Below are 25,846 nucleotides of genomic sequence, written 5' to 3'. Positions count from 1 at the left end.
GTCCGGGCCCTCCCGCCTGAAAGCCGTTATGCCTTATACGTCGAACTCGCCGCCCTTCACCCCGTGGACGAACGCGTCCCATTCGCCGGGCGTGAAGACGAGAGTGGGGCCGGTCGGGTTCTTGGAGTCGCGGAGCGCGATGGCGTGGCCCATCAAAGCCACCTCCACGCACTGGTCGCCCTGGCTGTTGGACTTCTGGGCCTTACGCCAGGTGGCGCCGTCGAGGTCGGTGAACTTCAAGACGTCATCTCCTTCTCTGCGGATTCGAGTACTTCCAACGACCGCTCCGGGCTCAGTGCCGCCGCACGGAGGTGGTCGAAGATGTGGGCGCAGCGGCTGAGCTGGTCGGGTGCCTCGAGGTAGAGTTCGCCGCCCGCGTTCTCGAGCAGGACGACCTCCCCGTCGGCGGGCCCGGCGAAGCTCAGGATGCTGAACGGACTGCCCATGCCGAGGTAGGCGCCACCACGCAGAGAGAGCACCTGGATCGTGATGTTGGGGCGGTTGGCCAGGTCGTGCAGGTGACGGAGTTGCTGGGCCATCACCCGCGGTCCCCCGACGCGACGCCAGACGGCGCCCTCGTCGAGGACCACCCACATCGCGAAGTCTCGCTGGTCGAGCTTGCGCTGCCGTTCGAGCCGCAGGGCGACCCGGCGGCCGGTGGCCTTCGGAGTCTCCACGAGTGCGGCGCTGATGACGGCCCGCGCGTAGTCGGCGGTCTGGAGGAGGCCGGGGATGACCACCGATTCGTAGTTGCGCACCGACACGGCCTCCCATTCGAGCCCCACGTAGGGCCCGGGGAGGACGTCACCGAAGGCGTGCCACCAGCCGCGGTCCCCCGCGTCACGGGCGAGGTCGGCCAGGGCGGCCCGGTGGGCGGGGTCGGCGCCGTAGAGGTCGAGCAGGTCACGGAGGGTCTTCGCACGGGGGCGGGTGAGGCCGGTCTCGATGCGGTAGACGGTGGAGAACGCGACACCGAGGCGGCCGGCGACCTCCTCACGGCTGTAGCCGGAGTCGAGGCGCATCCGGGTCAGCTCACCGGCGAGACGGCGTAACCGAATCGTCGGCTGGCGAGCGGTTCCCATTGACGAGTGGCCCTTTCTGGTATTTCCGGTGTCAAGGAGTCTCGCACGCCGCGTTAGGGACCCCAGGTAATGCGCATTAGGGACGGTGGACATTTCTGCACCGCCGGAGAATCCCAGGTCCTTCTTGGGGTAGCTGGCCTTGCATGAAGCAGATCACGACTGACATTCCCGCGCGGTTGGATCGGCTGCCCTGGTCGCGATTCCACTGGCTCGTCCTGCTCGGGCTGGGCACCGTGTGGGTGCTCGACGGTCTCGAGGTCACGATCGTCGGCGTGATCGGCCCCCGGCTGACGAGCGAGGCCGGCGGCCTCATGCTGACCGACTCGGAAGTGGGCCTCGCGGCCGGCATCTACGTGCTCGGAGCGTGCGTCGGCGCGCTCTTCTTCGGCCATCTGACCGACAGGTACGGCAGGAAGAAACTCTTCCTGGCCACGCTGGCGCTCTATCTGGCCGCCACGGTGGCGACGGCGTTCTCGTTCGAGCCCTGGTACTTCTTCCTGTGCCGGTTCTTCACCGGCGCCGGAATCGGGGGTGAGTACGCCGCCATCAACTCGGCCATCGACGAACTGATCCCGGCCCGGCTCCGGGGCCGGGTCGACCTGATCATCAACGGCTCCTACTGGCTGGGTACGGTCTTCGGCGCCCTGGTGGCCATCCCGCTGCTCAACCCGGAGGTGCTGCCCGAGGACATCGGCTGGCGGGTGCTGTTCGGCCTGGGCGCGATCCTCGGCATCGGCATCCTGCTGATCCGCAGGCTCGTGCCGGAGAGCCCGCGATGGCTCTTCATCCACGGCAAGGACGAGGAGGCCGAGAGGATCGTCACCGACATCGAGGAGTCGGTACACAAGGAACTGCCCAAGGTCGACCAGCGGATCACGGTCAACCAGCGCGACCACACCCCGCTGTCGGAGGTCGCGGTCACCCTGGTGAAGAAGTACCCGCGCCGCACGGTGGTCGGGCTGTCGCTGTTCGTCGGCCAGGCGTTCCTCTACAACTCGATCTTCTTCACGTACGCCCTGGTGCTCGCGAAGTTCTTCGGGGTGCCCGACGGCTCGACGCCCTGGTACCTGATCCCCATCGCGATCGGCAACTTCCTGGGGCCGCTGCTGCTGGGCCACTTCTTCGACACGATCGGCCGCCGTCCGATGATCGCGGGCTCCTACGTGCTGTCGGGCCTGTTGCTCGTCGGCACGGCCCTGCTGTTCGACGCCGGCGCCCTGGACGCGACGACGCTGACCATCTGCTGGATGGTGGTCTTCTTCTTCGCCTCGGCGGGAGCGTCGTCGGCGTACCTGACCGTGTCGGAGATCTTCCCGATGGAGACGAGGGCGCTGGCGATCGCGCTGTTCTACGCGGTCGGCACGGGCCTGGGCGGCATCATCGGCCCGGTGCTGTTCGGCCGTCTGGTGGAGAGCGAACAGGTCGGCCAGGTGACGATCGGCTATCTGGTCGGGGCGGGACTGATGATCGCGGCCGGGCTGGTGCAGTGGTTCCTGGGCATCGAGGCGGCCCGGCGGTCCCTGGAGGACATCGCCGAGCCCCTCAGCGTTCAGACCGCCGACCGCGCCCAGGCGTAGTCGGCCTTGCCGTTGGCGTGGCGGCGGACCTGATCGACCCGCACGAACTCCTTCGGCACCTTGAACCCGGCGAGCCGGGCGGCGCACGCGCTCTTCAGTGCGGCGTCGTCCGGTGAACCGGGTTCTTCCGTCTGGACGACGGCCACGACCTCCTGGCCCCACCGCTCGCTGGGCCGGCCGACCACGAGGGCGTCGACGACCCCCTCGACCTCGCGCAACACGCCTTCGACCTCTTCGGCGAAGACCTTCTCCCCCGCCGTGTTGATGACCGTCGCCTCGCGGCCGTGCAGGTCGATGGTGCCGTCGGCCCGCCAGATCGCCCGGTCGCCGGGGATCGCGTACCTGGTGCCGCCGATCTCCCTGAAGGTGCGGGCGGTCTTCTCGGGGTCGCCCAGATAGCCGAGCGGGATCGGGCCCGACCGGGCCAGCCAGCCCTCCTCCGGGTCGCCCGGGGTCAGCACCCGGGTCTGGTCGGCGCTCAGGACCACCGTGTACGGCCCGGCCTCGAACCTCCCGCCGTCCATGCGGACCGCGGAGTTCCCGGTCTCCGAGGAGCCCAGGGTGTCGACGGTGCGAACACCCGGGATGAGGTCGGCCAGGCGGGCGCGGGACGCCTCTCCCAGGAAGGCACCACTGGTGCCGATCATGCCGAGCTTGAGGTCGTACACGCGGTTCTGGAGTTCTTCGATGAGTGGACGGGCGAAGGCGTCGCCGACGATGACGGTGCCCGTGACCTTCTCGCGTTCAAGGGTGGCCAGGAGGCCGGGCGCGTCGAAGCGGTCGACGCGGTCGGCGATGACGACGGTCGAGCCGAGGCACCAGCCGTTGAGGGTGAACCAGATGCCGGTGCCGTGCATGAGCGGGGCGGCGGGCAGGATGCGGCGGCGGCTGGCCGAGGCGTGGTCGACCAGGGCGGCCAGGGTCTCGAATCCGGAACCGTCTCTGCGGCGGACGCCGACCGGGCCGTCGAGGAGGTCGCCGATGCGCCAGACGACGGCCTTGGGCATGCCGGTCGTGCCGCCGGTGTAGATGATGTTCCGGTCGTCGGGTGACGGCGTGACGGGGACCGGATCGGGTGAGGCTCCGGCCAGCGCCTCCTCGTAGGGGAGGGCTCCGGGGATCAGGGGGTGGCCCGATTCGTCCATGACCTGGAGCAGGAGCATCGACGGCGCGGCCACCTTCTCGACCAGCGGCGCGAAGGCCGCGTGGAAGACGACGACGCGCGGCCCGGCGTCGGCGAAGAGGTAGGCGAGTTCGTCGGTGGTGTAGCGGTAGTTGACGTTGAACGGGGTCACCCGGGCCTTGTGGGCGCCGAGCAGGGCCTCCAGGTATTCGGGGCCGTTGTGCAGATAGATGGCCAGCCGGTCGCCGGCGCCGATCCCCCGTGAGTGCAGCAGGTTGCCCAGCCGCCGGGTGCGTTCGGTCACCTCGCGCCAGGTGGATCGCCGGTCGCGCCATACCAGGCACTCCCGGTCGGGGACCGCCGCGGCGATCGCCTCATGCAGCGTGGCCAGGTCGAACTGGGTCACCGCACGCCCTCCAGAACAATGGTCCAGAACAATCGTCGGCGACCATTCTCACACAAATCGCATGTGTGATTACTTTCGCCCATAGGGGTATGAATGTAGTCGATGGCACACATAGCGTCATCAAAGCCACTTTCGGGGGAAAAAATGGCTGAAATGCCTCAGAAGCGCCAGCCCAAGGTCTCGGGCAAGGCCAAGCGCGCCGCCATCAAGGACCAGCGTGCGGCCAAGCAGGAGAAGGCTCAGGGCGGCGAGAGCCGTCCCGAGCGCGAGGGCATGGGCGGCGGTTCGATGGGCGGCCGTCAGGCCGGTGGGGAGCGGACGCAGCAGCAGCCGCACTCTTCGCAGCAGCAGCGCCAGGGTGGTCAGCACCACCGGCCCGCATAGTACGGGCCTGAGGTGAGGGCCCGGGGAGCGATCCCCGGGCCCGTTCCCGTCGGAAGGGAGACCGCATGGCGGGTTATCTGCGCTTTCCCACGATCTTCCGCGACGTCGTGGTGTTCGCCGCCGAAGACGACCTCTGGATGGTCCACGCCGACGGCGGCCGCGCCTTCCGGCTGACCGCCGGGGTCGCCGAGGCCGCCTACCCGCGCCTGTCCCCCGACGGCACCCAGATCGCCTTCGTCGGCCGCGAGGAGGGGCCCGAGGAGGTGTACGTCATGCCGGCGGACGGCGGCACCGTCGAACGCCTCACCTTCCACGGCGCCGACTGCCAGGTCACCGGCTGGGACCCGCACGGCGCCGTCGTCTACACCAGCGACGAGGGCCAGCCCTTCCACGGCTACCGCTGGCTGCACCGGGTCACCCCGGGAGGCGTGCCGGAACCGCTCCCCTACGGCCCGGCGTCCGCGATCACCTACGGCCCCGGCGGCATCGTGCTGGGCCGCAACACCTCCGACCCGGCCCGCTGGAAGCGCTACCGCGGCGGCACGGTCGGCGACCTGTGGATCGGCGCCCGCCGGTTCCGCCGCCTGATCGCGCTGCCGGGCAACCTCGCCTCGCCGTGCTGGGTGGGCGACCGGGTCTTCTTCCTGTCCGACCACGAGGGCGTCGGGAACGTCTACTCGTGCTCGCCCGAGGGCGGCGACCTGACCCGGCACACCGACCACGGCGACTACTACGCGCGCAACCTGTCGTCCGACGGGAAGCGGCTGGTCTACCACTGCGGCGCGGAGCTCTACCTGCTCGACCCCGGCGCCGACGAGCCCCGGCCCATCGACGTCCGGCTCGGCAGTTCGCTGACCCAGCGCAACCGCAGGTTCGTGTCGGCCTCGCACTTCCTCGACAGCGCGACGCTCAGCGCCGACGGGTCGCGGCTGGCGATCACGTCCAGGGGGAAGGCGTTCTCCTTCGCCTGCTGGGAGGGGCCTGTGCTCCAGCACGGCGAGCCCGACGGTGTCCGCTACCGGTTCCTGACCTGGCTCGACGACGACGGCGAGCGCCTGGTCGCGGCGGCCAGCGACGACGGCGACCGGGAGGTCCTGGTCGTGCTGTCCCGCGAGCACGACGACCCCCTCCGGCTCGACGGCGCCGACACCGGGCGGATCACCGCGCTGGAGGTCTCCCCCAAGGGCGACCGGATCGCCGTCACCAACCACCGCAACGAGCTGCTCGTGGTCGAACTGCACGACGACGGCGCGACGGTGACCGAGGTCGAGGCCAGCCCGTTCGGCGCGATCGAGGACCCGGCGTGGTCTCCCGACGGGACCTGGCTGGCCTACGCGTGCCCGGTGGCCCGGCAGACGACGATCATCAAGCTGTTCAACGCCGAGACCGGCGAGATCGCCGCCGCGACCGACCCGGTGCTGGTCGACCGGCGGCCGGCGTTCGACCCCGACGGGCGCTACCTGTATTTCATCGGGCAGCGGGTGTTCAACCCGGTCTACGACGAGCTCCAGTTCGACCTGGGTTTCCCGATGGGCACCCGCCCCTACGCCATCGCGCTGCGCGAGGGGGTGGGGTCGCCGTTCGTACCGGAACCCCGGCCTCTCGACCACGACGACGCGGTCGAACCCGACTTCGAGATCCACACCGACGGCCTGTCCCGGCGGATCGTCGCCTTCCCCGTCGAGGAGAACCGCTACCAGCGGATCGCCGGGCTGAAGGGCAAGGTCATCTACACCACGACCCCGGTGGTCGGCGACCACGGCTCGACCCTGCACTGTTACGAGTACGCCAAGCAGAAGGCCGAGGAGCTCGTCTCCGACGTGGCCGAGTTCGTCCTGGGCCGCGACCACACGACCCTGCTCTACCGGTCCGGCGACGACCGGATGCGGGTCGTGAAGGCCGGGGAGTCGCCGTCGGAGGACGACGAGGCCGACCGCAACGACGGCTGGATCGACCTCGACCGGGTGAAGGTGTCGGTCGCGCCCGAGGCGGAGTGGCGGCAGATGTTCCGCGAGGCGTGGCGGCTCCAGCGCGAGAACTTCTGGGACGAGGACATGGCCGGCATCGACTGGGACGGCGTCTACGCCCGCTACCTCCCCCTGGTCGACCGGGTCGGCACCCGCGGCGAGTTCTCCGACCTGCTCTGGGAACTGCTGGGCGAACTGGGCACCTCGCACGCCTTCGAGTCGGGCGGCGAGTACCGCGACCGGCCGCACTACTGGCAGGGCAAACTCGGCGTCGACTGGCGCTACGATTCGGGCCGCTACATCATCGGCCGCATCGTCACCGGCGACCCGTGGGACCCGTCGGCGACCTCCCCGCTCAACCGGCTGGGCGTGGACGCCCGTGTCGGCGACGTGCTGACCGCCATCAACGGCATCCCGGTCGGCCCTTCCGCGAGCCCCGGGCGGCTGCTGGTGAACCTGGCCGACGAGGAGGTCGAGCTCACCATCGAGCGCGACGACGAATACCACCTCGTGGTCGTCCGGGCGCTGGCCGACGAGCAGCCCGCCCGCTACCGCGACTGGGTCAACGCCAACCGCTGTCTCGTGCACGGGAGCACCGGCGGCAGGGTCGGCTACGTGCACGTCCCCGACATGGGCCCCGAGGGGTTCGCCGAGTTCCACCGGGGCTTCCTGACCGAATACGACCGCGAGGCGCTCATCGTGGACGTCCGCTTCAACGGCGGCGGCAACGTGTCGGCCCTGCTGCTGGAGAAACTGTCACGGCGGCGGCTCGGCTACGACTTCCCGCGCTGGGGCGTCGCCGCGCCCTACCCCGACGAGTCGCCGCGCGGCCCCGTCGTCGGCCTGACCAACGAGTGGGCCGGGTCGGACGGCGACATCTTCTGCCACACGTTCAAGCTGCTCGGCCTGGGCACCCTCGTCGGCCGCCGTACCTGGGGCGGCGTGGTCGGGGTGTGGCCCCGCCACCGCCTGGCCGACGGGACGCTGACCACCCAGCCCGAGTTCTCCTTCGCCTTCGACGACGTTGGCTGGCGGGTCGAGAACTACGGCGCCGACCCCGACGTCGAGGTCGACATCACCCCGCAGGAGTACGCCATGGGCGTCGACGCCCAGCTCGAACGGGCCATCGAGATCGCCCTCGACCACCTCGAACGGACCCCCGCCCACACCGCCGACCCGGCCGACCGCCCCCGGCGCGTGGTGCCGACCCTGCCGCCCAGGGTGGCCGCCTGGCGCGAAACCGACGATCGCCGTGGTCGAGGTCGGCTAGCGTAGACGGGTGCTGCGCCTGTTTCTCGTACCTCTGCTGTTACTGACCGCGTTGACGGCCCCGGCCGCGGCGGCCACGGTGCCCGTGCCCTCCGGGGTGACGACGGGTTATGTCGTGTACGACAGGGTCCAGAAGAAGGTGACGGTCAGCCGTAACGTCCACAAGCGGTTCCGCTCGGCGTCGGTCGTGAAGCTCATGATCGCCATCGACCACCTGGAGCGCGTGAAGAAGCCCAACCTGGCCCTGATCAAGCCCATGCTGCGGGTCAGCGACGACAACGCGGCGACCAAGCTGTGGACGCAGGGTGGCCAGGGCAGGATCATCCAGCGCGTCGCCAAGAAGCTGAAGCTGACCGACTCGGGCCCGCCTCCCGCCGACAAGCCGGGGTTCTGGGGCTACACCGCGATCAGCGCGCTCGACATCGCCAAGGTCTACAAGTACATCCTCGAACAGGCCTCCCCCACGGTCCGGAACACGATCATGGGCCACCTGCGCCAGGCCGGCCCGTGCGGCAGCGACGGCTTCGACCAGTTCTTCGGCATCCCGCGCGGCGTCGCCAAGCCGTGGGCGGTGAAGCAGGGCTGGTCGGGTTACGGCTCGGTGCCGCCCGTCCGCTGCAAGGGCAACGGCTCGGCCGCGTTCTACAAGGCTCCGGCCCCGGTCGACTTCCGCAACGCCGTGCTGCACACCACCGGTGTCGTCGGCACGGGCGACCGCTACATCGAGGTCGTGCTGACCACCCAGACCTCCCGCTGGTCCGACTCCGTCACCAAGATCACCCGGCTGGCCCGGGACGTGCACCGGGCGGCCCTCGCCCGATGAGACTGGGACGACGGGTCGCGGAAGCGGCCGAGATCGCGCTGGCCACCCGGAAATACGTGACCGTCGTCGACGTGCTCACGGGCCTGCGCTGGGTGCACACCCGCCACGTCGAGAGCTGGCGCCAGGGCCGCGCGGGCTCCCTGGAGGAACTCGCCGCCGTCGACGCGGCCAGGATGACCGACGCGGCGGCCCTGCTGGCCGAATGGGCGGGCGACCGGGGCCTGATCGCGGGCGAGACGGCCTACGTCTCGGGCAGCCGCGACCGCTCGGCGCTCCGCTTCACCCGCAACGGCTCGGAGGAGCAGGAACGCGCCTTCTGCCGCCAGTGGATCAGCCCCGCGATGTCCGACACGAGCCGCCGCCGCCTGGCCGAGGCCCAGAACCGCCCCCCCGACCTGCGGGTGCTGATCCCGCAGGAGCCGTGGCGGTGCGCGGGCTGCTCCGACACCGGCCCCTACCTAATCATGGAAGACTCCGCTTCCTACTGCCTGACCTGCGCCGACATGGACCATCTCGTGATGCTCCCGGCCGGTAACGCGGCCCTGAGCCGCCGGGCCAAGAAGGAGAGCGGCCTGTCGGCGGTGGTGGTCGAGTACAACCCGCGGCGGAAGCGCTTCGAAAGACGCGGCGTCCTGATCGAAGAGGCCGCGCTGACCCGCGCCGAGGAACTCTGCCTGGAGGACGAGGAACTCCGCGCCCGCCGCCGTGACCGCGACGCGGAACGCCGCGCCCACCAGGACGTGGAGTTCCAGGCCCGGATGGCGGCCGAGATTCTCCGCCTGTTCCCCGGCTGCCCCCGCGCCGACGAGATCGCCGCCCACGCGGCCTTGCGCGGCAGCGGCCGGGTGGGCCGAACCTCAGCGGCCAAGGTCTTGGACGAGTCGGCCATCACCCTGGCGGTCGTGGCATCGGTCCGCCACAAGGACACGGCGTACGACGAGTTGCTGATGAAGGGCGTCCCCCGGATGACGGCCCGCGCCCAGATCAAGGACCGGATCGACGCGGTCTTGGAGTCGTGGCGCAGGGGACCGAGCCGGGCTCAGACCGACATGTCGTGACGCAAGGTGCCGGGCCCGGATACCCGGCGGCCCTGAAGCCGTGGCCTAGAGAGTCGGGCCCGGCTGGCATCCCTGCGGCTCTGGGGTTATGGCGCATCGAACCTTCCCGGCCGGGACGCGGGGCCCGGTGTTCGGTCCACCGGGTCACGCGTGTGATCCCCTTCAGTTCGTCGTGGGTCGTACCCGATTCAGGGCCTGTTCGGCCTGGGTGGCGAGGGTGGTGACGAGGTTCTCGGCCGAGGGCAGGTCGGCGATGAGGTCGACCGCTTCCCCGGCCCACACGATCGGCGGGACGGCGCCGGCGGCCATCTCCTCCCGGGAGTGCCGGGCCGCCTGGGGGTCGGCGGCGAACTCGTCCTCCCGGCCGCGCCAGCGGTCGATGAAGGGGTGGGTGAGGCTGCGGCCGTCGTATTTGCCCGGCCAGTCGGTGCCTCGGGCGATGTCGAGCACGCTGCTGCGTTCGGTGTGCTCGCCCTGCCCTTCCACGATCGCCCGCGTGACGGCGGGGTCGGCGAGGGCCTCGGCGGTGGCCTGGAAGCGGGTGCCGAGCAGCGCCCCGGACGCCCCGAGCACGAGGGAGGCCGCCACGCCGCGCCCGTCGGCGATGCCCCCGGCGGCCAGCACCGGGGTGGGCCCCGCCATGTCGGCCACGACGGGCACGAACGGCAGCGTCGACCGCCCCCGCCGCGCGCCGTGCCCACCGCTCTCGGTGCCCTGCACCACGATGACGTCGGCGCCGACGTCGAGCGCCTGCCGCGCCTCGGCCAGGTCGGTGACCTGGATCATCAGGAAGACGTCGGTCCGGCGGATGGCTTGGAGGAACGGCGTGGGATCGCCGAACGCCAGCATGATCGCCATCGGGTCGTATTCGAGGGCCTGCTCGACCGCGCTGACGTCGGCCGCCCAGGAGAGGAAGCCGACACCCCACGGTTCGCGGGTGGTGTGGGCGACGATCGGCAACTCCCTGGCCAGCCAGTCGGGGTCGCCGACCCCGCCGCCCACGAACCCGAAGCCCCCGCCCCGCGACACCGCCGCCGCCAGCGCGCCCCCGGCCGACCCTGCCATCGGCGCCGACACGATCGGGTGCCGTACACCGAGCAACTGCGTGAAACTCGTCGTCAATCCCATGACACCATCATCACCCTGAGTGATCGCCTCGCCAGCCGAGCGCCGGGCCCAGTTTGGTGGCCATGTCGGTGAGAATCTGCACGTAGTCGTCGTGGTCGAAGGTGAACGGCAGGGCGAACGCGACCTCGTCCACCTCCTGGAAGGCGGCGTGGGCGTGGAGCCGCTCGGCGATCTCGTCGGAAGTGCCGACGATGTCGGGCGCGAACATCATCCGGGCCGGCCCCTGCGGCGAGGCGGTCCGCGGCAGCCGCTTCTCCGCGAACGCCTTGTACTTGGCCCGCTGTTCGGGACCCGCGCTGTCGGTCGGGATGACGACGAGCCCCTGCGACACCCGGGCACGGTCGCCGTCGGGATGCTGGGCGCGGAAGGCGCGGATGTGGGAGAGCTGCACCTCCGCGAAGTCCTCCGACTCCTCGGCCTTGACGACACTGCTGGTCAGGAAGTTCATCGCGTGCGCCCCGGCCCACTTCGCCGATCCGAGGCTGCCGCCGCCGTACCAGATCCGGCCCCCCAGACCCGGCGAGTGGGGCTGGACCCGGTCGGAGAACACCTCGAACCCCTCGACCCCGCTGAAGCCGGTGACCTTCTCCCCGCGCACGCAGTCGAGCAGCCGCCTGACCCGGTCGTAGCTGAAATCCTCGACGTCGGCGCTGTGGGGGTAGAGGACGTCCTTGACCTCGTCGTAGTGCATCGGCGGGCCGACGCTGACGCCCGGGTTGAGGCGGCCTCCGGACAGGAGGTCGAGTGTGGCCAGGTCTTCGGCCAGCCGCAGTGGGTTCTCCCAGCCGAGGGGGATGACGGCGGTGCCGAGCTCGATGCGCGAGGTCCGCTGCGAGGCCGCCGCCAGCACGGCGACCGGGGAGGAGATGCCGAACTGGAGGTGCCGGTGCCGCACCCAGACGCTGTCGAACCCGAGGCGCTCCCCGAGCTCGATGATCTCCAGCGTGGATTCGTGGCCCCGGCGGGGGTCGGCCTCGTCGAACAGGCCGATGGTCAGGAAGCCGAGATGACGCAGCGGCATGGGAAACCCCCTATTGCATGGCGGGAAACCATCATTGCAGCCGCAACGAGTTCCCGGGGCTCAGCCGCCACAGGTGGTGTAGGTGAACGTGTCCTTCAACAGGGTGTACGTCTCCCGGACCGTGGTGGCACCCGACTTCACGTCGTGTTCGAGCACGGTGATGCGCGCACCCTTCGTGGAAACGTGGAGGGTGAGCCGGTTGTCGCCGGTCCAGTCGAGCGCGTCCACCCAGCCACCCTTGGGCAGTTTGATCGGATTCTCTTTGACGACGCGCCCGGCATTGAGGTCGTAGACGACGACCTCACGTTCGTCGCGGACGACGGCGACCTTGGTGCTGTTGGCGTGCAGCGCGTCGAGACGGGCGTCTACGATCGCGTCCGGCGGCCGGTGCCCGGCGCCCAGGAGACGGCCCGACAGGTCGTAGACGACCAGCTTGTCGTCGTTGTCCACGAGCACCTCCTCGCCGTCGCCACTAAAGCCGAGGAACATCGCCTTGGGCAGCAGGCCGAGACGCCGGCCGGTGGTGGTGTCGTAGAGCCCGGTCTGCTCGGTGAGCCAGTTGGTGATCGCCAGCGTGGCTCCGTCGCCGGACAGCTTCAGGCTTACTATCGCCTGGGCGTCCTCGGCCGGGAGCGCGCTCTCGGGCAGCACTTTGACCGGGCCGCCGAACGTCCGGACCGCCAGCTGACCACTTTTCCGGAAGTAGGCGGCCTTCGTCCCGTCACCGCCGACGGTCAGCGGCACGGTGCCGACGGGGAGTGGCTTACCCTTCTCGTCAAGAGGTCTGACCTGGGCTTCTTTCAGCGGGACGACTCTGCCGTGGTGGGTCACCAGCCGCCAGTCCCCGCAGGGGACCGCGCCGCACCCCTTGACCGATGCGTAGCGGATGGTGTCGCGGTGCCCGTCCGGCGCCGCCTGCGCACCGAGGGTGAACATCCCGACCACGATGACCAACACGACCGCCGGTACCGCCAATAATTCGACGGCTTCATCCGTTTCGCCCCCATTTGTTTCTACTCATGAGATTGGACATGGCGGGCGGGAGAATGGCTGGTCACGGGTCAGCCTCCATAGGCCCGATCAGCGGGCGATACCAAATATGCATTTCGGACACGCTTTGTGACATGCACAGGCCGAATCGATAGTGTCTCTTCTCACCCACCACCATGCGGATGAGACGCAGGCGACCAAAGGCACGCTCCAGGAGATTCGTTGCCGGACACCGAATACACCCAAGACTTCTTCGTCTACCACACGGACGGCGACGTGGCATGGGGGGAATGGATCGCCTCCGAACTAATAAACGCCGGATATAGGGTGATCTTCACCGCTTCGGACTTCAGGCCCGGGGGCATGCACGTCGACGCGATAAACAGAGCGCTGGCCACAAGTCGTCACACCATCTTCGTTCTGCCCGCCACCTCGCACGCCGAGGCGTCTGCCGTCTATGCCGCCGCGTACGTCCAGGGACTTCAGGGCAAGGAACAAGCCCTGATCCCCGTCCAGTTCGACGGCAGGGATATCCCTCCCGTACTCGCCACTCTGCCGGTGATCGACCTCCGACATGTGCATGACGAGGCGGTCGCCCGGCTCCGGCTACTGGGGCCGTTGGCCCCGCCCGCCGATTTCTCCCCCCAGACCACGAAACCATCGCGCTTCCCCGACACCGTGGATCAGATCTTCGAGCTTCGCGGGCATCGCCCGGATCCGGATTTCATCGGCCGCGACCACTTCATCCGCGCACTGTACGACGATCTACGATCGGGCGACTCCGCCATCCAGGCGATCACCGGTCAGGGCGGATTGGGCAAGACCCAGATCGCCATCGAATACGCCAACCGGCACGCCGACTCCTACGACCTGATCTGGTGGGTGCGGGCGGAAGATTCCGCGACTCTGCGCGGAGACTACGTCGGGCTCGCGAGCGAGCTGGGGCTGCCGTTCGAGACCGATGACCAGGCCATCACGGCACTACGCCAGACACTCAGCCGCCGCGAGAAGTGGCTGTTGATCTTCGATAGCGCCGAGGATCCGGGCGAGATCCTCCCGCTGCTTCCGGAGCGATTCTCCGGGCACGTGCTCATCACCTCGCGGTGGCCCGACTGGCCGAACGCGCGAACGCATCCGCTCGAACCCCTCAGCGTCCTACATGCCGTGCGGTATCTGGTCGGGCGCGGAGTGGTCGCCAACCTTGACACGGCGCAGCTGGCGACGGCACTGGGCTGCCTGCCGCTCGCGCTCGCGCAGGCGGCCAGCGTCATCGCGGGCGGCATGCCCGCGGCCACCTATCTCATACTTCTCCGTCAGAAGTCGACGCAGCTGTTCGGGCCGGGAGAGACCGGCAGCCACCAGACGACGATCGCCGGAACATCGAAGGTCATCGTCGACCGCCTGGCCCAGCGATCTCCGGCCGCCGTGACGCTGCTCCGGTTCGCCGCTTTCCTCGCCCCCGACGCGATCCCACTCGACATGATCGTCCCCGTACTAGGCATGCCCGACGAGCTGTTCACGATGCTGGAGGACCACAGCCGCTCCGAGGCGGCCCGGGCCCTCGAACAACACTCTCTCGCCACCATCGGTGACGGCGTGATGTCGATCCATCGGATGGTGCAGGACGCCACCCGTTCCGGCCTCGGTGAATTTCAATCTCTTTGGGCGGCATCGGCGCTCATGGCGATGAACAGCGCTTTCCCCCACGATGTCGACGAGCCGGCTTCCTGGCCCGCCTGCGAGAGGCTGCTCGCCCACGCTCTCGCCGGCACCGAGCACACCCGGCGGCTCCAGATCCGCGCGGAGGAGACGACCGACCTGCTCGACCGGATCGCGCGATATCTGATGGCCCGCCGCCGCGTGCTCCCCGGCACCACCGACCTCGGCAACCGAAGCGCAGAAAGCGAATCCTCCGGCGTCGGGCACCACCAGCCGGATTCCGGCCCTTCTCAGGTGAACTTCACGGCACACGGTCAGTCGCAGCAGGCGAACCAGGTGGGCGGCGTCCAGAACAACAACTTCTACCCAACGTGGCAGTCCCTCACCGTGGAGACGATCGGCGCGTTCAACGCCCATACGGCCGCCAAACGCATCAGCCAGATGACGTTGGACGATGCGGTGCCTCTGCTGGCGAACCTGGCCGTCGGGACCTCAGCGGACATCCTGAACGTCCTGATAGCGCTGAACGAGGAACTGGCCGTCCTGTTCCTGGCCAGTATGAACCGCAGCAAGGCGCGGGAACTCGTGGCGGCGGTCGCGTCCCCCGCGGCCTGGTTGCGGCATCTCCCGGCTGCCGGTGAGGCGATGTCGCACTGCGAAATCGCCCAGGGTTCCGCGCTCGGCGCCCGGCTCGGCTGGCTCAGCCGCATCTCCATGCAGGGAGTGGAGGGCTTCCACCAGAATTTCCACCATGGCCATGTCTACTGGAGTGAAGGGGGCGGCGCCCGCGCGATATCCGGAGCGATAGCCGAATGTCACGCCACGCAAGGTGATCTCGGATTTCCCGTTACGGGCGTTGAGCAGGGCGTTCTCTCCCCCAAGGGAACGACCGGGCGTTTTCAGCTCTTCGACGGCGGGGCCATCTATCAGGTCGACGGCTCGCCACCCATCGCGGTGGTCGCGAAAATGGCCACTCATCACCTCGACAACGGTGGCGTCGTCGGCCGGCTCGGCTTCCCCGTCAGCGGCGAGGTGGATGCGGCCGAATCCCCTTATGGGGCCGTCGGCCGGCTTCAACGCTTCGAATATCGCCAGGACTACTCCAGCGATATTCACGGGAAATGGGCGGAAGCGGAGGGACGCCCCGGCGGGGGAACCGTGTACCGATCCGAAGCACACGGTGTCCACTCCGTCATCGCCGCGATCGGATCCCGCTACGAACGCCTGGGCGGAACGGCGAGCTGGCTGGGATTTCCGACCTCGGGCGAAACCGACGGCCGTGAATCACCCGACGAGCCATGGTGCTGTTTCCAGAGATTCGAAGGCGGCATGATCTTCTGGAAGAAGCAGTACAAGGCCGTTCTCGTTCGCCGGGACATCGCCGATCTACTGACTGAAGGCCACCTGCGCCACCTCGGATTCCCCATTGCCGTGGAAGAGTCGTCGACCGCCGAAGGTGGTACCCGAATCCAGTTCTTCGAGCGTGGCGTGGTGACCGTCCGGAACGGCCAGGCCGAGGCGCATTTGCGTTTCTCCTGACCGTCTACACGTCCTGCGACAACGAGGTGATCGCCCCGCTGAGCCGATCGGCCAGGTGGGTGATGGCCGAGACCGTTCGGGTGGTCGGGTCGTCTTCTTCGCCGCCCATCGCGCGGGCCCGCCGGTACGCCGCCTTGACCTCCTCCCAGCGGACCTTCTGCTGGTCCGTCAGCACCCCACGCAGTTCCGCCAGCTTCAGCAGGTTCGACTCCGCGCCCGAAGTGAGGGTCTGTGCCTCGCCCAGGTAGTGGTCGTCGATGATGCCCTCCAGTTCGGCATCCGTCAGCACCGGCACCACCCGCTGCGCGAGCTTGTTCATGTTCCGGTACGACCCTTGGAGCAAGAACGGCGGTTCAGTGCGGCTGGCATCCGATTGGGCAGCGGAAGCGATGTAGGCCCGGTTGTTGGCCAGCACCACCTCCTGCAACCGCAGCATCTTCCGCAGCACACTGAGGATCTGATCGAGCTCGACCGTGCTGTAAGGATGTTCGAGCTGATCAGCGCTCCCCTCACCCCGGGCAAGCCGCACCAGCTTCTCGACCTCCCCGTGGTCAGACACAGGAGCCAGCACCGAATTGGCCGTCAGCGCGTTCTCGATGTAACTAAGGGCGAACAGGTCGTCCCGCCCGCTCAGCACCTCACCCAGGTTCCACACGTCAGCCCGGTTGGCGAGCATGTCGGGAACGCGGAACACCTGCCCCGACTCGGTGTACGGGTTCCCCGCCATACACACCGCGAAGCGCTTCCCCCGCAGGTCATACGTCCGAGCCGTCCCGTTCCACACGCCCTCCATCCGCCGCTGCGCGTCACACAGCGAGATGAACTTCTGCAACAGCTCAGGCGAGGTGTGCTGAATGTCGTCCAGGTACAGCAGCACATTGCTGCCCATCTCCAACGCGAACGAGATCTTCTCCACCTCGGAGCGGGAAGTGGCGTCAGGAGCGTCGGCCGGATCGACCGAGGTGACCTCATGTCCAAGAGCAGGCCCGTTGACCTTGACGAAGACCAGCCCCAATCGGCTCGCCACGTACTCCATCAGGGTCGTCTTCCCATATCCCGGCGGGGAGATCAGCAGCAGCAACCCCATCCCGTGATCCAACTGCTTGGCCAGGTTGTCACCGATCAACGGCAGGTAGACCTGATCGATCAACTGGTTCCGCACGAAGGAGTCCATGACCTTGGGGCGATATTCGTCCAGGCGAAGGCGCTTCTTCTCGCCGACCACCAGCTCGCCGCGGCGTTTCTGATAAGCCCGATACGCCGGTACGCGCTCCTCCCGGAAGATCCGGGTCCGCGCCAGGAACTCGTCGAGGCGCAACTCCATCGAGCGCCCCTGGATCCGGGGATGCGCCCCCAGGAGCCCCTCGACGACCCCGTCAAGGGTGGCCGCCGACTCATAACGCGGCAGGTCGCACAGCAGCAGCGCCACGACCTCGGGTGAGACCTCGCCCTTGCCGAAGGCGGCCAGCCACGCCCCCGCGAGCTGGATGCGGGCCGCCAGGTCGAGCGACGACAGTTCGGCGGTGAAGGCAGCGAAGCGTTCCGCGCCCAGCGCCTCGGTGAACCCGTCGAGAAAAGCCCGCGCCGACGAGGAGGTCACGAACCCCCCAGGTCCGGTGGCCAGTTCCTCGATCAGATAGTCGGCCGCCAGAAGCCCGTTCTCTCCGATCGCCTCGGCCAGTTCGTCGGCCAGAGCGCGTAGCGCCTCCTCGCCGCCGCCGAACAGCTCCCGGGCCCGGGTGAGGGAGCGCGCCCTGACCTCCCACGTCGGCGAAGGGTTCCCGAAAGCCCAGAAGAACTGCGCCGCCGCACGCGCGGCGGGAAGGTGGCGCAGCAGACCGGCCCCGGCGTGCAACCGCGTCACCACGTCGAGGATCTTCACGGCGTCGTGGTCGTGGACGCCGCGCTCATAGCCCTCGTCATAACGCGACTCGGCCGCGCGGCGGACCGCCTCTGCCACGTCGCCCTCGACGGGGAACAGCGACGCCGCCAGGTATTCGCCCCGGTAGACCTCGCTCGTCTCCGACACGAGCAGCTGGTCCCAGAAGTCCCGGGTGTCGTCGAAGCCGGTCACGGGAGCCCGGTAGTCGGTGCCGGTGATGGCATACGACAGCGAGCCCTCGTGCGGGACGAGGGTCAGGTCGAGCGGCTGAGTATTGATGGCGAACCGGTGGCGGCCGAGTTTGACGGTGTCGCCGTCGAACAGGTCGGTGCGGTCCTTCAGGGCGCGTCCGGCCTCCTGGCGGGCCGCGCGCACCCGGCCTTCAAGTTCGTCGGCGCGGACGGAATCACCGAGATCCCGCAGGTCAGCGGCCACCGCCCGAAGCTTGGCCACCATCGGGTCGGCGGCGAAGTAGGCGTTGACCTCGTCCAGGGAGGCCAGGGTCGACGAGCGGCGCCGGACGGTCCCGAGGATGCGGTCGGCCGACTCGGCCAGGCGGTCGGCGCGGCGGGCGCGGTCGTCGAGGAGGGTCTGCTTGCGGGCGGAGAAGGCCTCGTAGACCTCTTCGCGTTTGCGTTCGAGCTGTGACAGGAAGTCGTCGAACTCGCCGAAACGGGATTCCAGTCCCTCGATCTGGAGGAGCAGGCGGCCGAGCCGTTCGTCGCACTTCTCCGGTGAATCCGCTCCGGTCAGGCCGGCCGTGACGGCCTGACCGAGCAGGCCGAACTCGGCCGCGAACTCGGCCCTGCCCTCGGCGGCGAGGAGTTCGCGCCGCCGGGCGTCGAGCGTGGCCCTGACCCGGTTGATCTCGGCGAGGACTGCGCCGACCTTCTCCAGGATGACCGTACGGGCGGTCGCCTCGACCTCCAGTGTGCCGACCACCTCGACGAGCGTCTCCAGACCGTCCGACTGGGCGGCCAGGCGCTCCGACAGGGGGGCCGCGTCGGCCACGGTCCTGATCGTCTCGGCCTCCTCCGACAGCGCGTCGACCGAGGTGTGGAAGCCGGCGAACGCGTCGTCGCGCTGCAGGTCGGCGACGACCTGGGAGGCGGTCTCGGTGACCTGCTGTTCCACGGTCTCGGCGAGAGCGTCGAGGGCCGGGAGGTCGGCGTACCGGCGCTCTCTCAGGGTCACCAGGTGGCCCTGGGTCCGGCGGAGTTCCGCCAGGCGGGTCACGCCGGTCGAGCGGATCGCCTTGATGCGCTCTCCTGCCTCGGCCACGGCCGCCGCGGCGTCCTCGGTCAGGCGTTGCACGTTCTCGAACTCGTCGAGGACCTGCTCGGCCGTGCTCCGCAGTCCCTTCAGCGGCTCATGCAGGCCGTGTTCGCCGAGCCAGTGGTAGGCGTCGGCGATCCGGTCGCAGGAGGCGATCAGCGCCTCGAAGACGGCCTGCGCCGGAGCCATCTCGCCGACCATCCGGGCCACGGACAGGCAGTCGGAGACGCCCCTGACCAGCTCGCCGTTGCCGATCCGCTCCAGCGGTCCGGTGCCGACCGGGGTCGACGACTCCACCGCGAACGGGGTGTCCCACACCTGCATCGGGTGCACCCGCGACGGTTCGTCGGAGGTCGCCCGGAACACCACCAGCGTGCCGTCGTCGAACAGCGAGTAGCCGTGGCAGGGCAGCGGGTTGGCGACCTCCTTGCGGATCACGTTGTACGGAAGCAGGAGGTAACGCCCCTCCTCCCGCGCGTGGAAGACGTAGAGCACGTCCTCCTCACCCCTGATGACCCGCTCGAACTCCAGCGCGGCGACGTCGGTCTCGAACGTCTTGGCCACACCCGTCGTCAGGTAGTAGCCGCCGGGGAAGATGATCCCCTGGTCCTCCGGGAGCCGCTGGCAGGCCTGCCCGATCCCGTCGAGCCTGGTCACGCTCTTGGTACGGGTGTTGAAGACCAGGTGGCGCCACTCGGTCTCCTTGTAGGGCCGGATCTTCAGCAGGATCAGCGGCCCGACCCGCGCGTGGAACACGTCGGCGTCGGCGAGGCTCTGCAGCCGTTCGGTCACCGGCTCGGAGTAGACGCCCTCACCGGTCTCCGTGTTGTTCTCGACCTTGATCGTCAGGTCGCCGCCGACCGTCTCGACGAACAGCTCACCGCCAATGGAGATGTGCGGATGCCGGCCGAGCACGTGGTCGTCGCGCGTCGTCTCGACCCACTCGAAGTCGTGGGAGGGCGGCAGGACGTGGTCGCGTTCCCCCCGCGAGTCGAGATAGGACAGCGCGCCGTCGACGGACATCGTCCACCGCAGCACCCGGATGTCCTGCGGCCCGGTCTGGAAGATCGCGAGCAGCTTCCCGTCGATCTTCCGCAGCTGGAGCAGCCGCGTTTCCTTGTAATAGCGGTAGAGCTCCGCGAAGTCCTTCTCGAAAACCGGATCGCCGAAGAGTCCCGGCGCATTCGAAAAGGCGAACGTGTCCCCATCCCGGGAGAACCGGTGGAAGGAGAACACGTCGGAGACGTTGGTCTGCGGGCGGAGGCCGATGAACACGTTGTATCCGAAGACCATGGTGTCGCCGGCCGAGACCACGTCCCGGGGTATGCAGTTGTTGGCGGTACGGATGCGCTCGGTCCCCACGAGCCGCATCTCCGAGCCGCCGAACACCTCGATGCGCCGGGCGTTGAGCTCCTCGGCCCGGCCGGCCAGGGCTTTCGCCTGGTCGGCCAGCCGGGTGCGGAGGATCTCGTACGTGCCGGCGTCCAGCCCGGTCACTTCTCGGCCGCGGGGATCGCCGGACCGTTCTGCGACTTCATAAGGCTGGCGAGGAACGCCGAGACCGTCATGTCGCGTACGGCGCCCGAGTCGACCCCGGACACGATCTTGGCGACGTCGGCGCTGAGGCTCGCGTCACCGTTGAGGTAGGGCTCGGCCAGGGTGCGGGCGACGTCGGAGTTCTCCACGAAGCCGTCGATGCTCTTGCCCATGCTGACCGCGCCGACGAGCTTGTCGAAGAAGACGCTGTCGCCACCGACGATGTCGATGTTGGCCTTGGCCAGACCGGCGGAGAGAACCTGGGCCTGCGCCTCGGCGACCTTGCGGTGCACCTCGACCCCGGCCAGGCGGATCTCCTTCTCGGCCTCCAGCCGCAGGCGGTACTCCTCGTGCCCGCGTGAGGCGTCGGACATCGCGGCCAGCGCGGCGGCCTTGTCGGTGAGACCCTCGGCCTCGGCCTTCAGCTTCTCGCCGACCATCATCGCGGCGGCGATGGCCTTGGCCTGCTCGCCTTCCGCCTCGGCCTTCATGAGTTCCCGCGTGCCCTCGGCGGTGGCCAGGGCCCGCTCGCGTTCGACGACCGCCTCGGCCCGGCCGACCTTCTCGATCGCGGCGGCGTTGCGCTCCTTGACCTGCACCTCGGCGAGGCCGGTCGCGGCGGCCTCGGCCTGCACGCCCTCGGCCAGTCGGATCTTGGCGCGGGCGTCGAGCTCGGCGGCCTGCTGGCGCGACTCGGCCATGACGAGCGCCTCGCGGGCCTTGAACTTGGACGCGGCCTCGGCGGCCTCGGCGGCCTTGATGTCCTTGACCAGGTGTTCCTGCGCCTCGGCCTCGGCGGCGATGATGACGGCCTGGCGGGTGCGCTCGGCCTCCTCGACGACGCGCAGGCGCTTGATGCCCTCCTCCTGCTCGGCGACGGTCTTCTCCACCGCGATGCGCTCGCGCATGACCTCGGCGATCGAGCGCTTCTCGACCTCGAGTTCCTTCTCCTTGGCGATGCGCGACAGCTCGGTCTCCCGCTCGCGGGCGATGACCTCCAGCAGGCGGTCCTTCTCGATGCGCTCGCTCTCGATGGCGATCACGCGCTCGCGGTTCTTCTCGGCGACGGCGACCTCGCGGGCCTTGTTCTCGTTCTGGACGCCGAGCTGCTCGTCGGTCTTGATGGCCGCCGCTTGGGCCTTGAGACGCTCCTCAGCACGTACACGAGAAATCTCGGCTTCTTCGCGGGCGCGCATGGTCTCGACCTCGCGCTTCTGCTTGATCTCGGCGTCGGCCTGGCGGCGCTCCAGCTCCAGGATGGCCTCCCGGGCGTCGACGTTCTGCCGGGTGATCTCCTTCTCCTCGTTGCGCTGGAACTCGTTGGTACGCACGTGCTCGATCGCCGTCAGCTCGGTGATCTTGCGGATGCCCTGGGCGTCGAGGATGTTGGCCGGGTCGAGACTGGAGAGCGGGGTCTGCTCCAGGAAGTCGATCGCGGCGTCCTCCAGCGAGTAGCCGTTGAGGTCGGTGCCGATGACCCGGATGATCTGGTCGCGGAACTCGTCGCGCTGGGTGTAGAGGTCGACGAAGTCGAGCTGCTTGCCGACGGTCTTGAGCGCCTCGGAGAACTTGGCGTTGAACAGGACCTGGAGCGTGGTCTCGTCGCTGGCGCGGGCGGTGCCGATGGCCTGGGCGACCTTCACGACATCCTCGGCGGTCTTGTTCACGCGGACGAAGAACGTGATCTTGATGTCGGCCCGGATGTTGTCCCGGCAGATCAGGCCCTCGTGACCGGAGCGCTCGATCTCGATCGTCTTCACCGAGATGTCCATGAACTCGGCCTTGTGCAGCACCGGTAACACCACGGCGCCGGTGAACGTGACGTCGACCCGGCGCACCTTCGACACGATCAGGGCCTTGCCCTGCTCGACCTTCTTGAACAACCGGCTGACCACGACCACCAGTGCGATGACCACGATCAGGACGACCGCGATGAGTATTCCGGCTCCCGCCGAGATGACGTCCATGTTCACAATCCCCGTTCGTAAGGCATGACCCAGAAGAACTCACCGTCTGAGTCGTATTGGAAAATCAGCGCGGCCCCGCCCGCGCTGAAGGAGTCGGTGCCGGTCTGGCGCACCTGGATGACCGCGGTCGAGCCGTCTGCGGCCCGGACTTCGGCCTGACCGAAGTCGGTGGAGACCGACTGTGTACGAATCACGCACATCTGCCCCACGAAGTCATGCCGTGACGGCACCTTCTCGGGAGCGGGCGTGAGGCGGCGTACAAGAATGGCGGCGCCGAACCCCGCGACGAGCGCGGCGGCCAGCGTCACCCAGCCGAGCTCGGGCAGGAACACCGTTCCGGCCAGCGCGGTGAACCATCCGACGGCGACGAACCCCGAGATCGCCGGCGCCGGAAGACCATCGAAGTCAAGGACACCGGCGGCCATGAGCAGCCAGTAGCCGATGACGACGATCAACGCGAAGCTGAACAGGACAGCCGGGAAACCTAATGCGGCGTCCAGAAAATCGCGCAACTTCTATCCCCTTTACGGCAATTGCGCCGTCCCCTCTTGCAAACGTGGAATCTACCAGCGGGGTTCCAGGGGGAATAGGTCCATTTATGCCGTACGCCCCTGCTTCACGATGGCCCAAATCCCCAACGCCGCAAGCGCCGCCACCTCCGTGAACACCAGCCCTCGCTCCACCGCCCCGAGCCCGACCGGCATGGCCCGCCACCAGGGGATCCCGTCCCGCGCGGCGGTGAACGCGACCAGCCCGATCCCCGCGAGCCACACCACGGCCCCGACCCCGAGGAGCGCGGCGATCCGGGACAGGGTGTCCCGCCACGGACGGGCCAGCAGGATGACGGCGATCGGCAGGCACACGAACGCCACCACGCTCCCCACCCGGTGGATCGACCCTTCGAGCGACGGCCCGAGGGCCCAGTTGTGCTTGGGGAACACCGCCACGACCAGCAGCCCGAGACTCCATCCCGCGAGCGCGACGATGCCGAGGCGGTTGCCGCGCTGCGTCATCAGGGCCGCCCCGATCCCGAGCGACCCCAGGGCGATCAGCGCCACCGAGACCCCGAACAGCCAGGCGTACTCTCCGAGCTGGTGTTCACTGATCGTCCGGCGGGCCAGATCGAGGCCCGAGGAGAGCTCCAACGTGAGGATGGCGGCGGCGGCCAGAGTGATCGCTCCGAGTCCGGCCTGGGCGAGAACGCGCATGCTCTCTAAAATGCCACCATGCTCGTGGTGCAGCGGGTGCTGACCCGCTGGTCCAAGGCCGGCCGCGGTGCGGCAGCGGCCACGCTGCGGGGGTCGCCGCCTGGTGGGGTGCCGCTGCCGGCCTGCACGGGAGACGTGGTGTTCCACGACGTGGTCCCCACGCCGTGGTCGGAGCGCCTCCGCGAACTCACCCTGCCCGCGACCGCCGCCGGCCTGCGCATCGAACCGACCGGCCGGGTCTCCCGGGCCGCCGTCTTCGCGTCGTTCCCCAAGAACCGGCGGCCCGTCGAACTGTTCACGCTGGCCCCCGGCCGGCGCGCCCGCTACCGGGCCAACTTCCGCTTCAGCGGCCACAGCCTGGAGTGGTACTACGAGCAGTGGACGGTCGTGCTGGCGTGGGACGTCCCGCTGGAAGGGGACTTCCACCACGACGTCGACGACCGCGTCAGGCTCTATCCCTGAGCGTCTTCAGCGCCCGGTCGGCGTGGTCGGTCATCATGACCTCATTGTGGATGACGTCGATCACCGTGTAGTCGGTGTCGATGACGAACGTCATCCGCCGGGTCACGAACGGCCCGACGGCGACCGACCGGCGCACCCCCATCTGCTTGGCGACGACCCCTTCGGAGTCGGACAGCAGGGGGAAGTCGAGCCGGTTCGCCTCGGCGAACATCTTCTGCCGCTTCGGCAGGTCTTTGCTGATCCCGACTCGGACCGCTCCAACGGCTTTGAATTCGGCGGCCAGGTCACGGAAGTGACAGGTCTCGGCGGTGCACCCGGAGGTCATGGCGGCCGGGTAGAAGAAGAGCACGACGCGCCCTTCCTTGAGATATTCGCTCAGGCGACGGGTCTCCCCGTTCTCGTCCGGAAGCGCGAAGTCCGGAACGAGCTCACCGATATTCATGGGAGTCTTTCTACCAGTGCCGGGTGTCGCGAATCATCCACCCGAACCACCACATCCGCCCAATCCTGCGGCCTGACCTCATCGGCGTACCGCTCGAACGCCGGAAGCGTCCACTCTTCTTCTGTACGCCGCCGCAACGCCCCCTTCGACAGGCTGAGATGGACGGAGAAATCGAGGGGCAGCCCCTGCCCGAGCAGCAACGGCCCGTCGAGGATGACGACGGCGTCGGCCTGAAGCGTCTGATAGGGCGCCCGGGTGGCCCGGTCTCTGACCGGATCCCACAACGAGGGGATGACGCGTCCGGTGCCACCGGGGTCGAGCGGCTGCAGGACCTCCCGGGTGAGCCCTTTCACGTCGAGCCATCCGTCGTAGTAGGAGTCGGGATCCTGCTTGCCGAACTCATAGCGGAGGGATGCGGCCCGCAGAAAGTCCTTGGCCGACACCCTGAGCACCTGCCGCCTGACCCGCAGCCGCTCGGCGACCTGATCGGCGAGCTCCCACGGCCTGGCCGCATCGGCCCCGTCGACGGCCACCCGCACCCAGCCGGACCGCGCCGAAATCGCCTCGGCCACCTCCGCGACGAGCCCTTCGACGGAGACCGGCCGCACACCCATCAGGCCATCATGCCCGGTGGCCGTGTTCAGTCGACGGTCAGGTCGCTGCCGATGATGCGGCCGCCGTCTTCGGCCCGGCGCTCGACTTTCGCGCCGTCGCCCGCGGAGAGCTTCGACCCTGCGATGAACGACTTGCCATCGGCGATGTCGTCGACCTCGGAGCCGACCCGGGCGGTGATCGGCGAATCCGCGATCACCGAGCCGCCCCGGGCGACCTGGCGGACGTCGGCTTTCTTGGTCTCGGTCTTCTTCCCCTGGAGCTTCGCCCGATACCAGGCGATCCACGCACCAACCGCCACCAGGACGACCAGAACCACGACCAGCGGAATGCTGACGTCGTTCACCACCAAATTAGTGATCAATCCAATGATCGCCACCAAAATGAAGCCGAGTGTCGCGAGTAGCGCATCAAACCGCACAATAACCTCAAATCG

Annotated in this window: 20 protein-coding genes; 7 read left to right on the top strand and 13 right to left on the bottom strand. The window is 68.7% G+C overall.

Features of this window, described 5'->3' with window-relative positions; all coding sequences use genetic code 11:
* Positions 1–33: 33 nt before the first annotated feature.
* Positions 34–240, bottom strand: coding sequence for a DUF397 domain-containing protein (locus ACYQ78_RS18830; protein ID WP_459802152.1), 207 nt, complete (start codon positions 238–240; stop codon positions 34–36).
* Positions 237–1,082: a helix-turn-helix domain-containing protein gene (locus ACYQ78_RS18825; RefSeq protein WP_459802151.1), complete on the bottom strand. Its 846-nt coding sequence runs from the start codon at positions 1,080–1,082 to the stop codon at positions 237–239. The genes ACYQ78_RS18830 and ACYQ78_RS18825 overlap by 4 nt, the downstream gene beginning before the upstream one ends.
* 143 nt (positions 1,083–1,225) lie before the next feature.
* Here ACYQ78_RS18825 and ACYQ78_RS18820 point away from each other — a divergent pair, with 143 nt between their 5' ends.
* The gene (locus ACYQ78_RS18820) at positions 1,226–2,659 is read left to right on the top strand and encodes an MFS transporter (RefSeq protein WP_459802150.1); all 1,434 of its coding nucleotides are present in this window, start codon (positions 1,226–1,228) and stop codon (positions 2,657–2,659) included.
* Here the strand turns inward: ACYQ78_RS18820 and ACYQ78_RS18815 are convergent.
* Positions 2,632–4,188 carry an AMP-binding protein gene (locus ACYQ78_RS18815; RefSeq protein WP_459802149.1) on the bottom strand — a complete coding sequence of 519 codons (1,557 nt, stop codon included), beginning with the start codon at positions 4,186–4,188 and terminating at the stop codon, positions 2,632–2,634. The two genes, ACYQ78_RS18820 and ACYQ78_RS18815, sit on opposite strands and share 28 nt — an antisense overlap.
* A gap of 153 nt (positions 4,189–4,341) precedes the next feature.
* Between ACYQ78_RS18815 and ACYQ78_RS18810 the strand changes: the two genes are divergently transcribed.
* From ACYQ78_RS18810 to ACYQ78_RS18795, 4 genes are all read left to right on the top strand, one after another.
* Positions 4,342–4,572 carry a hypothetical protein gene (locus tag ACYQ78_RS18810; protein WP_459802148.1) on the top strand — a complete coding sequence of 77 codons (231 nt, stop codon included), beginning with the start codon at positions 4,342–4,344 and terminating at the stop codon, positions 4,570–4,572.
* 65 nt (positions 4,573–4,637) lie between these two features.
* Positions 4,638–7,814 carry a S41 family peptidase gene (locus ACYQ78_RS18805; protein WP_459802147.1) on the top strand — a complete coding sequence of 1,059 codons (3,177 nt, stop codon included), beginning with the start codon at positions 4,638–4,640 and terminating at the stop codon, positions 7,812–7,814.
* Between the two features lie 4 nt (positions 7,815–7,818).
* Positions 7,819–8,631: a hypothetical protein gene (locus ACYQ78_RS18800; RefSeq protein WP_459802146.1), complete on the top strand. Its 813-nt coding sequence runs from the start codon at positions 7,819–7,821 to the stop codon at positions 8,629–8,631.
* Entirely contained in the window at positions 8,628–9,689 is a 1,062-nt protein-coding gene (locus ACYQ78_RS18795; protein WP_459802145.1) for a DUF2293 domain-containing protein, read from the top strand. Before ACYQ78_RS18800 ends, ACYQ78_RS18795 begins: the two co-directional genes overlap by 4 nt.
* Before the next feature lie 162 nt (positions 9,690–9,851).
* Here the strand turns inward: ACYQ78_RS18795 and ACYQ78_RS18790 are convergent, their stop codons facing one another.
* The 3 genes from ACYQ78_RS18790 to ACYQ78_RS18780 are packed head-to-tail and all read right to left on the bottom strand — an operon-like array spanning position 9,852 to position 12,795.
* Positions 9,852–10,817 (bottom strand): NAD(P)H-dependent flavin oxidoreductase, encoded by a 966-nt coding sequence (locus ACYQ78_RS18790; RefSeq protein WP_459802144.1) that lies wholly within the window; start codon positions 10,815–10,817, stop codon positions 9,852–9,854.
* A gap of 10 nt (positions 10,818–10,827) precedes the next feature.
* Positions 10,828–11,838 carry an LLM class flavin-dependent oxidoreductase gene (locus ACYQ78_RS18785; RefSeq protein WP_459802143.1) on the bottom strand — a complete coding sequence of 337 codons (1,011 nt, stop codon included), beginning with the start codon at positions 11,836–11,838 and terminating at the stop codon, positions 10,828–10,830.
* Between the two features lie 60 nt (positions 11,839–11,898).
* Positions 11,899–12,795, bottom strand: coding sequence for a hypothetical protein (locus ACYQ78_RS18780; protein WP_459802142.1), 897 nt, complete (start codon positions 12,793–12,795; stop codon positions 11,899–11,901).
* Between the two features lie 255 nt (positions 12,796–13,050).
* Between ACYQ78_RS18780 and ACYQ78_RS18775 the strand changes: the two genes are divergently transcribed.
* Complete coding sequence (locus ACYQ78_RS18775; RefSeq protein WP_459802141.1) at positions 13,051–16,026, top strand: TIR domain-containing protein; 2,976 nt, start codon at positions 13,051–13,053, stop codon at positions 16,024–16,026.
* Positions 16,027–16,030: 4 nt separating this feature from the next.
* Here ACYQ78_RS18775 and ACYQ78_RS18770 read toward each other — a convergent pair whose 3' ends face one another.
* The 4 genes from ACYQ78_RS18770 to ACYQ78_RS18755 form a co-directional block, all read right to left on the bottom strand.
* On the bottom strand, positions 16,031–20,680 hold the full coding sequence (locus ACYQ78_RS18770) for a DNA repair ATPase (protein WP_459802140.1): 4,650 nt from the start codon (positions 20,678–20,680) through the stop codon (positions 16,031–16,033).
* Positions 20,677–22,686, bottom strand: a complete 2,010-nt coding sequence (locus ACYQ78_RS18765; RefSeq protein WP_459802139.1) for a flotillin family protein — start codon at positions 22,684–22,686, stop codon at positions 20,677–20,679. Before ACYQ78_RS18765 ends, ACYQ78_RS18770 begins: the two co-directional genes overlap by 4 nt.
* Before the next feature lie 2 nt (positions 22,687–22,688).
* The gene (locus ACYQ78_RS18760; protein WP_459802138.1) at positions 22,689–23,198 is read right to left on the bottom strand and encodes a hypothetical protein; all 510 of its coding nucleotides are present in this window, start codon (positions 23,196–23,198) and stop codon (positions 22,689–22,691) included.
* Between the two features lie 84 nt (positions 23,199–23,282).
* The gene (locus ACYQ78_RS18755; protein WP_459802137.1) at positions 23,283–23,894 is read right to left on the bottom strand and encodes a DUF998 domain-containing protein; all 612 of its coding nucleotides are present in this window, start codon (positions 23,892–23,894) and stop codon (positions 23,283–23,285) included.
* An 18-nt stretch (positions 23,895–23,912) separates the two neighbouring features.
* Between ACYQ78_RS18755 and ACYQ78_RS18750 the strand changes: the two genes are divergently transcribed.
* Positions 23,913–24,356, top strand: a complete 444-nt coding sequence (locus ACYQ78_RS18750) for a hypothetical protein (protein WP_459802136.1) — start codon at positions 23,913–23,915, stop codon at positions 24,354–24,356.
* Here ACYQ78_RS18750 and ACYQ78_RS18745 read toward each other — a convergent pair.
* From ACYQ78_RS18745 to ACYQ78_RS18735, 3 genes are read right to left on the bottom strand one after another with little or no spacing between them, the layout of a single operon-like run.
* The gene (locus ACYQ78_RS18745; RefSeq protein WP_459802135.1) at positions 24,340–24,798 is read right to left on the bottom strand and encodes a peroxiredoxin; all 459 of its coding nucleotides are present in this window, start codon (positions 24,796–24,798) and stop codon (positions 24,340–24,342) included. The two genes, ACYQ78_RS18750 and ACYQ78_RS18745, sit on opposite strands and share 17 nt — an antisense overlap.
* Positions 24,795–25,412, bottom strand: a complete 618-nt coding sequence (locus ACYQ78_RS18740) for a nucleoside/nucleotide kinase family protein (RefSeq protein WP_459802134.1) — start codon at positions 25,410–25,412, stop codon at positions 24,795–24,797. Before ACYQ78_RS18740 ends, ACYQ78_RS18745 begins: the two co-directional genes overlap by 4 nt.
* A 26-nt stretch (positions 25,413–25,438) precedes the next feature.
* The gene (locus tag ACYQ78_RS18735) at positions 25,439–25,756 is read right to left on the bottom strand and encodes a hypothetical protein (protein WP_459802133.1); all 318 of its coding nucleotides are present in this window, start codon (positions 25,754–25,756) and stop codon (positions 25,439–25,441) included.
* Positions 25,757–25,846 lie beyond the last annotated feature (90 nt).

The sequence above is a fragment of the Herbidospora sp. RD11066 genome (assembly GCF_054661255.1).
This window is presented reverse-complemented; position numbering and strand designations above follow the sequence as displayed.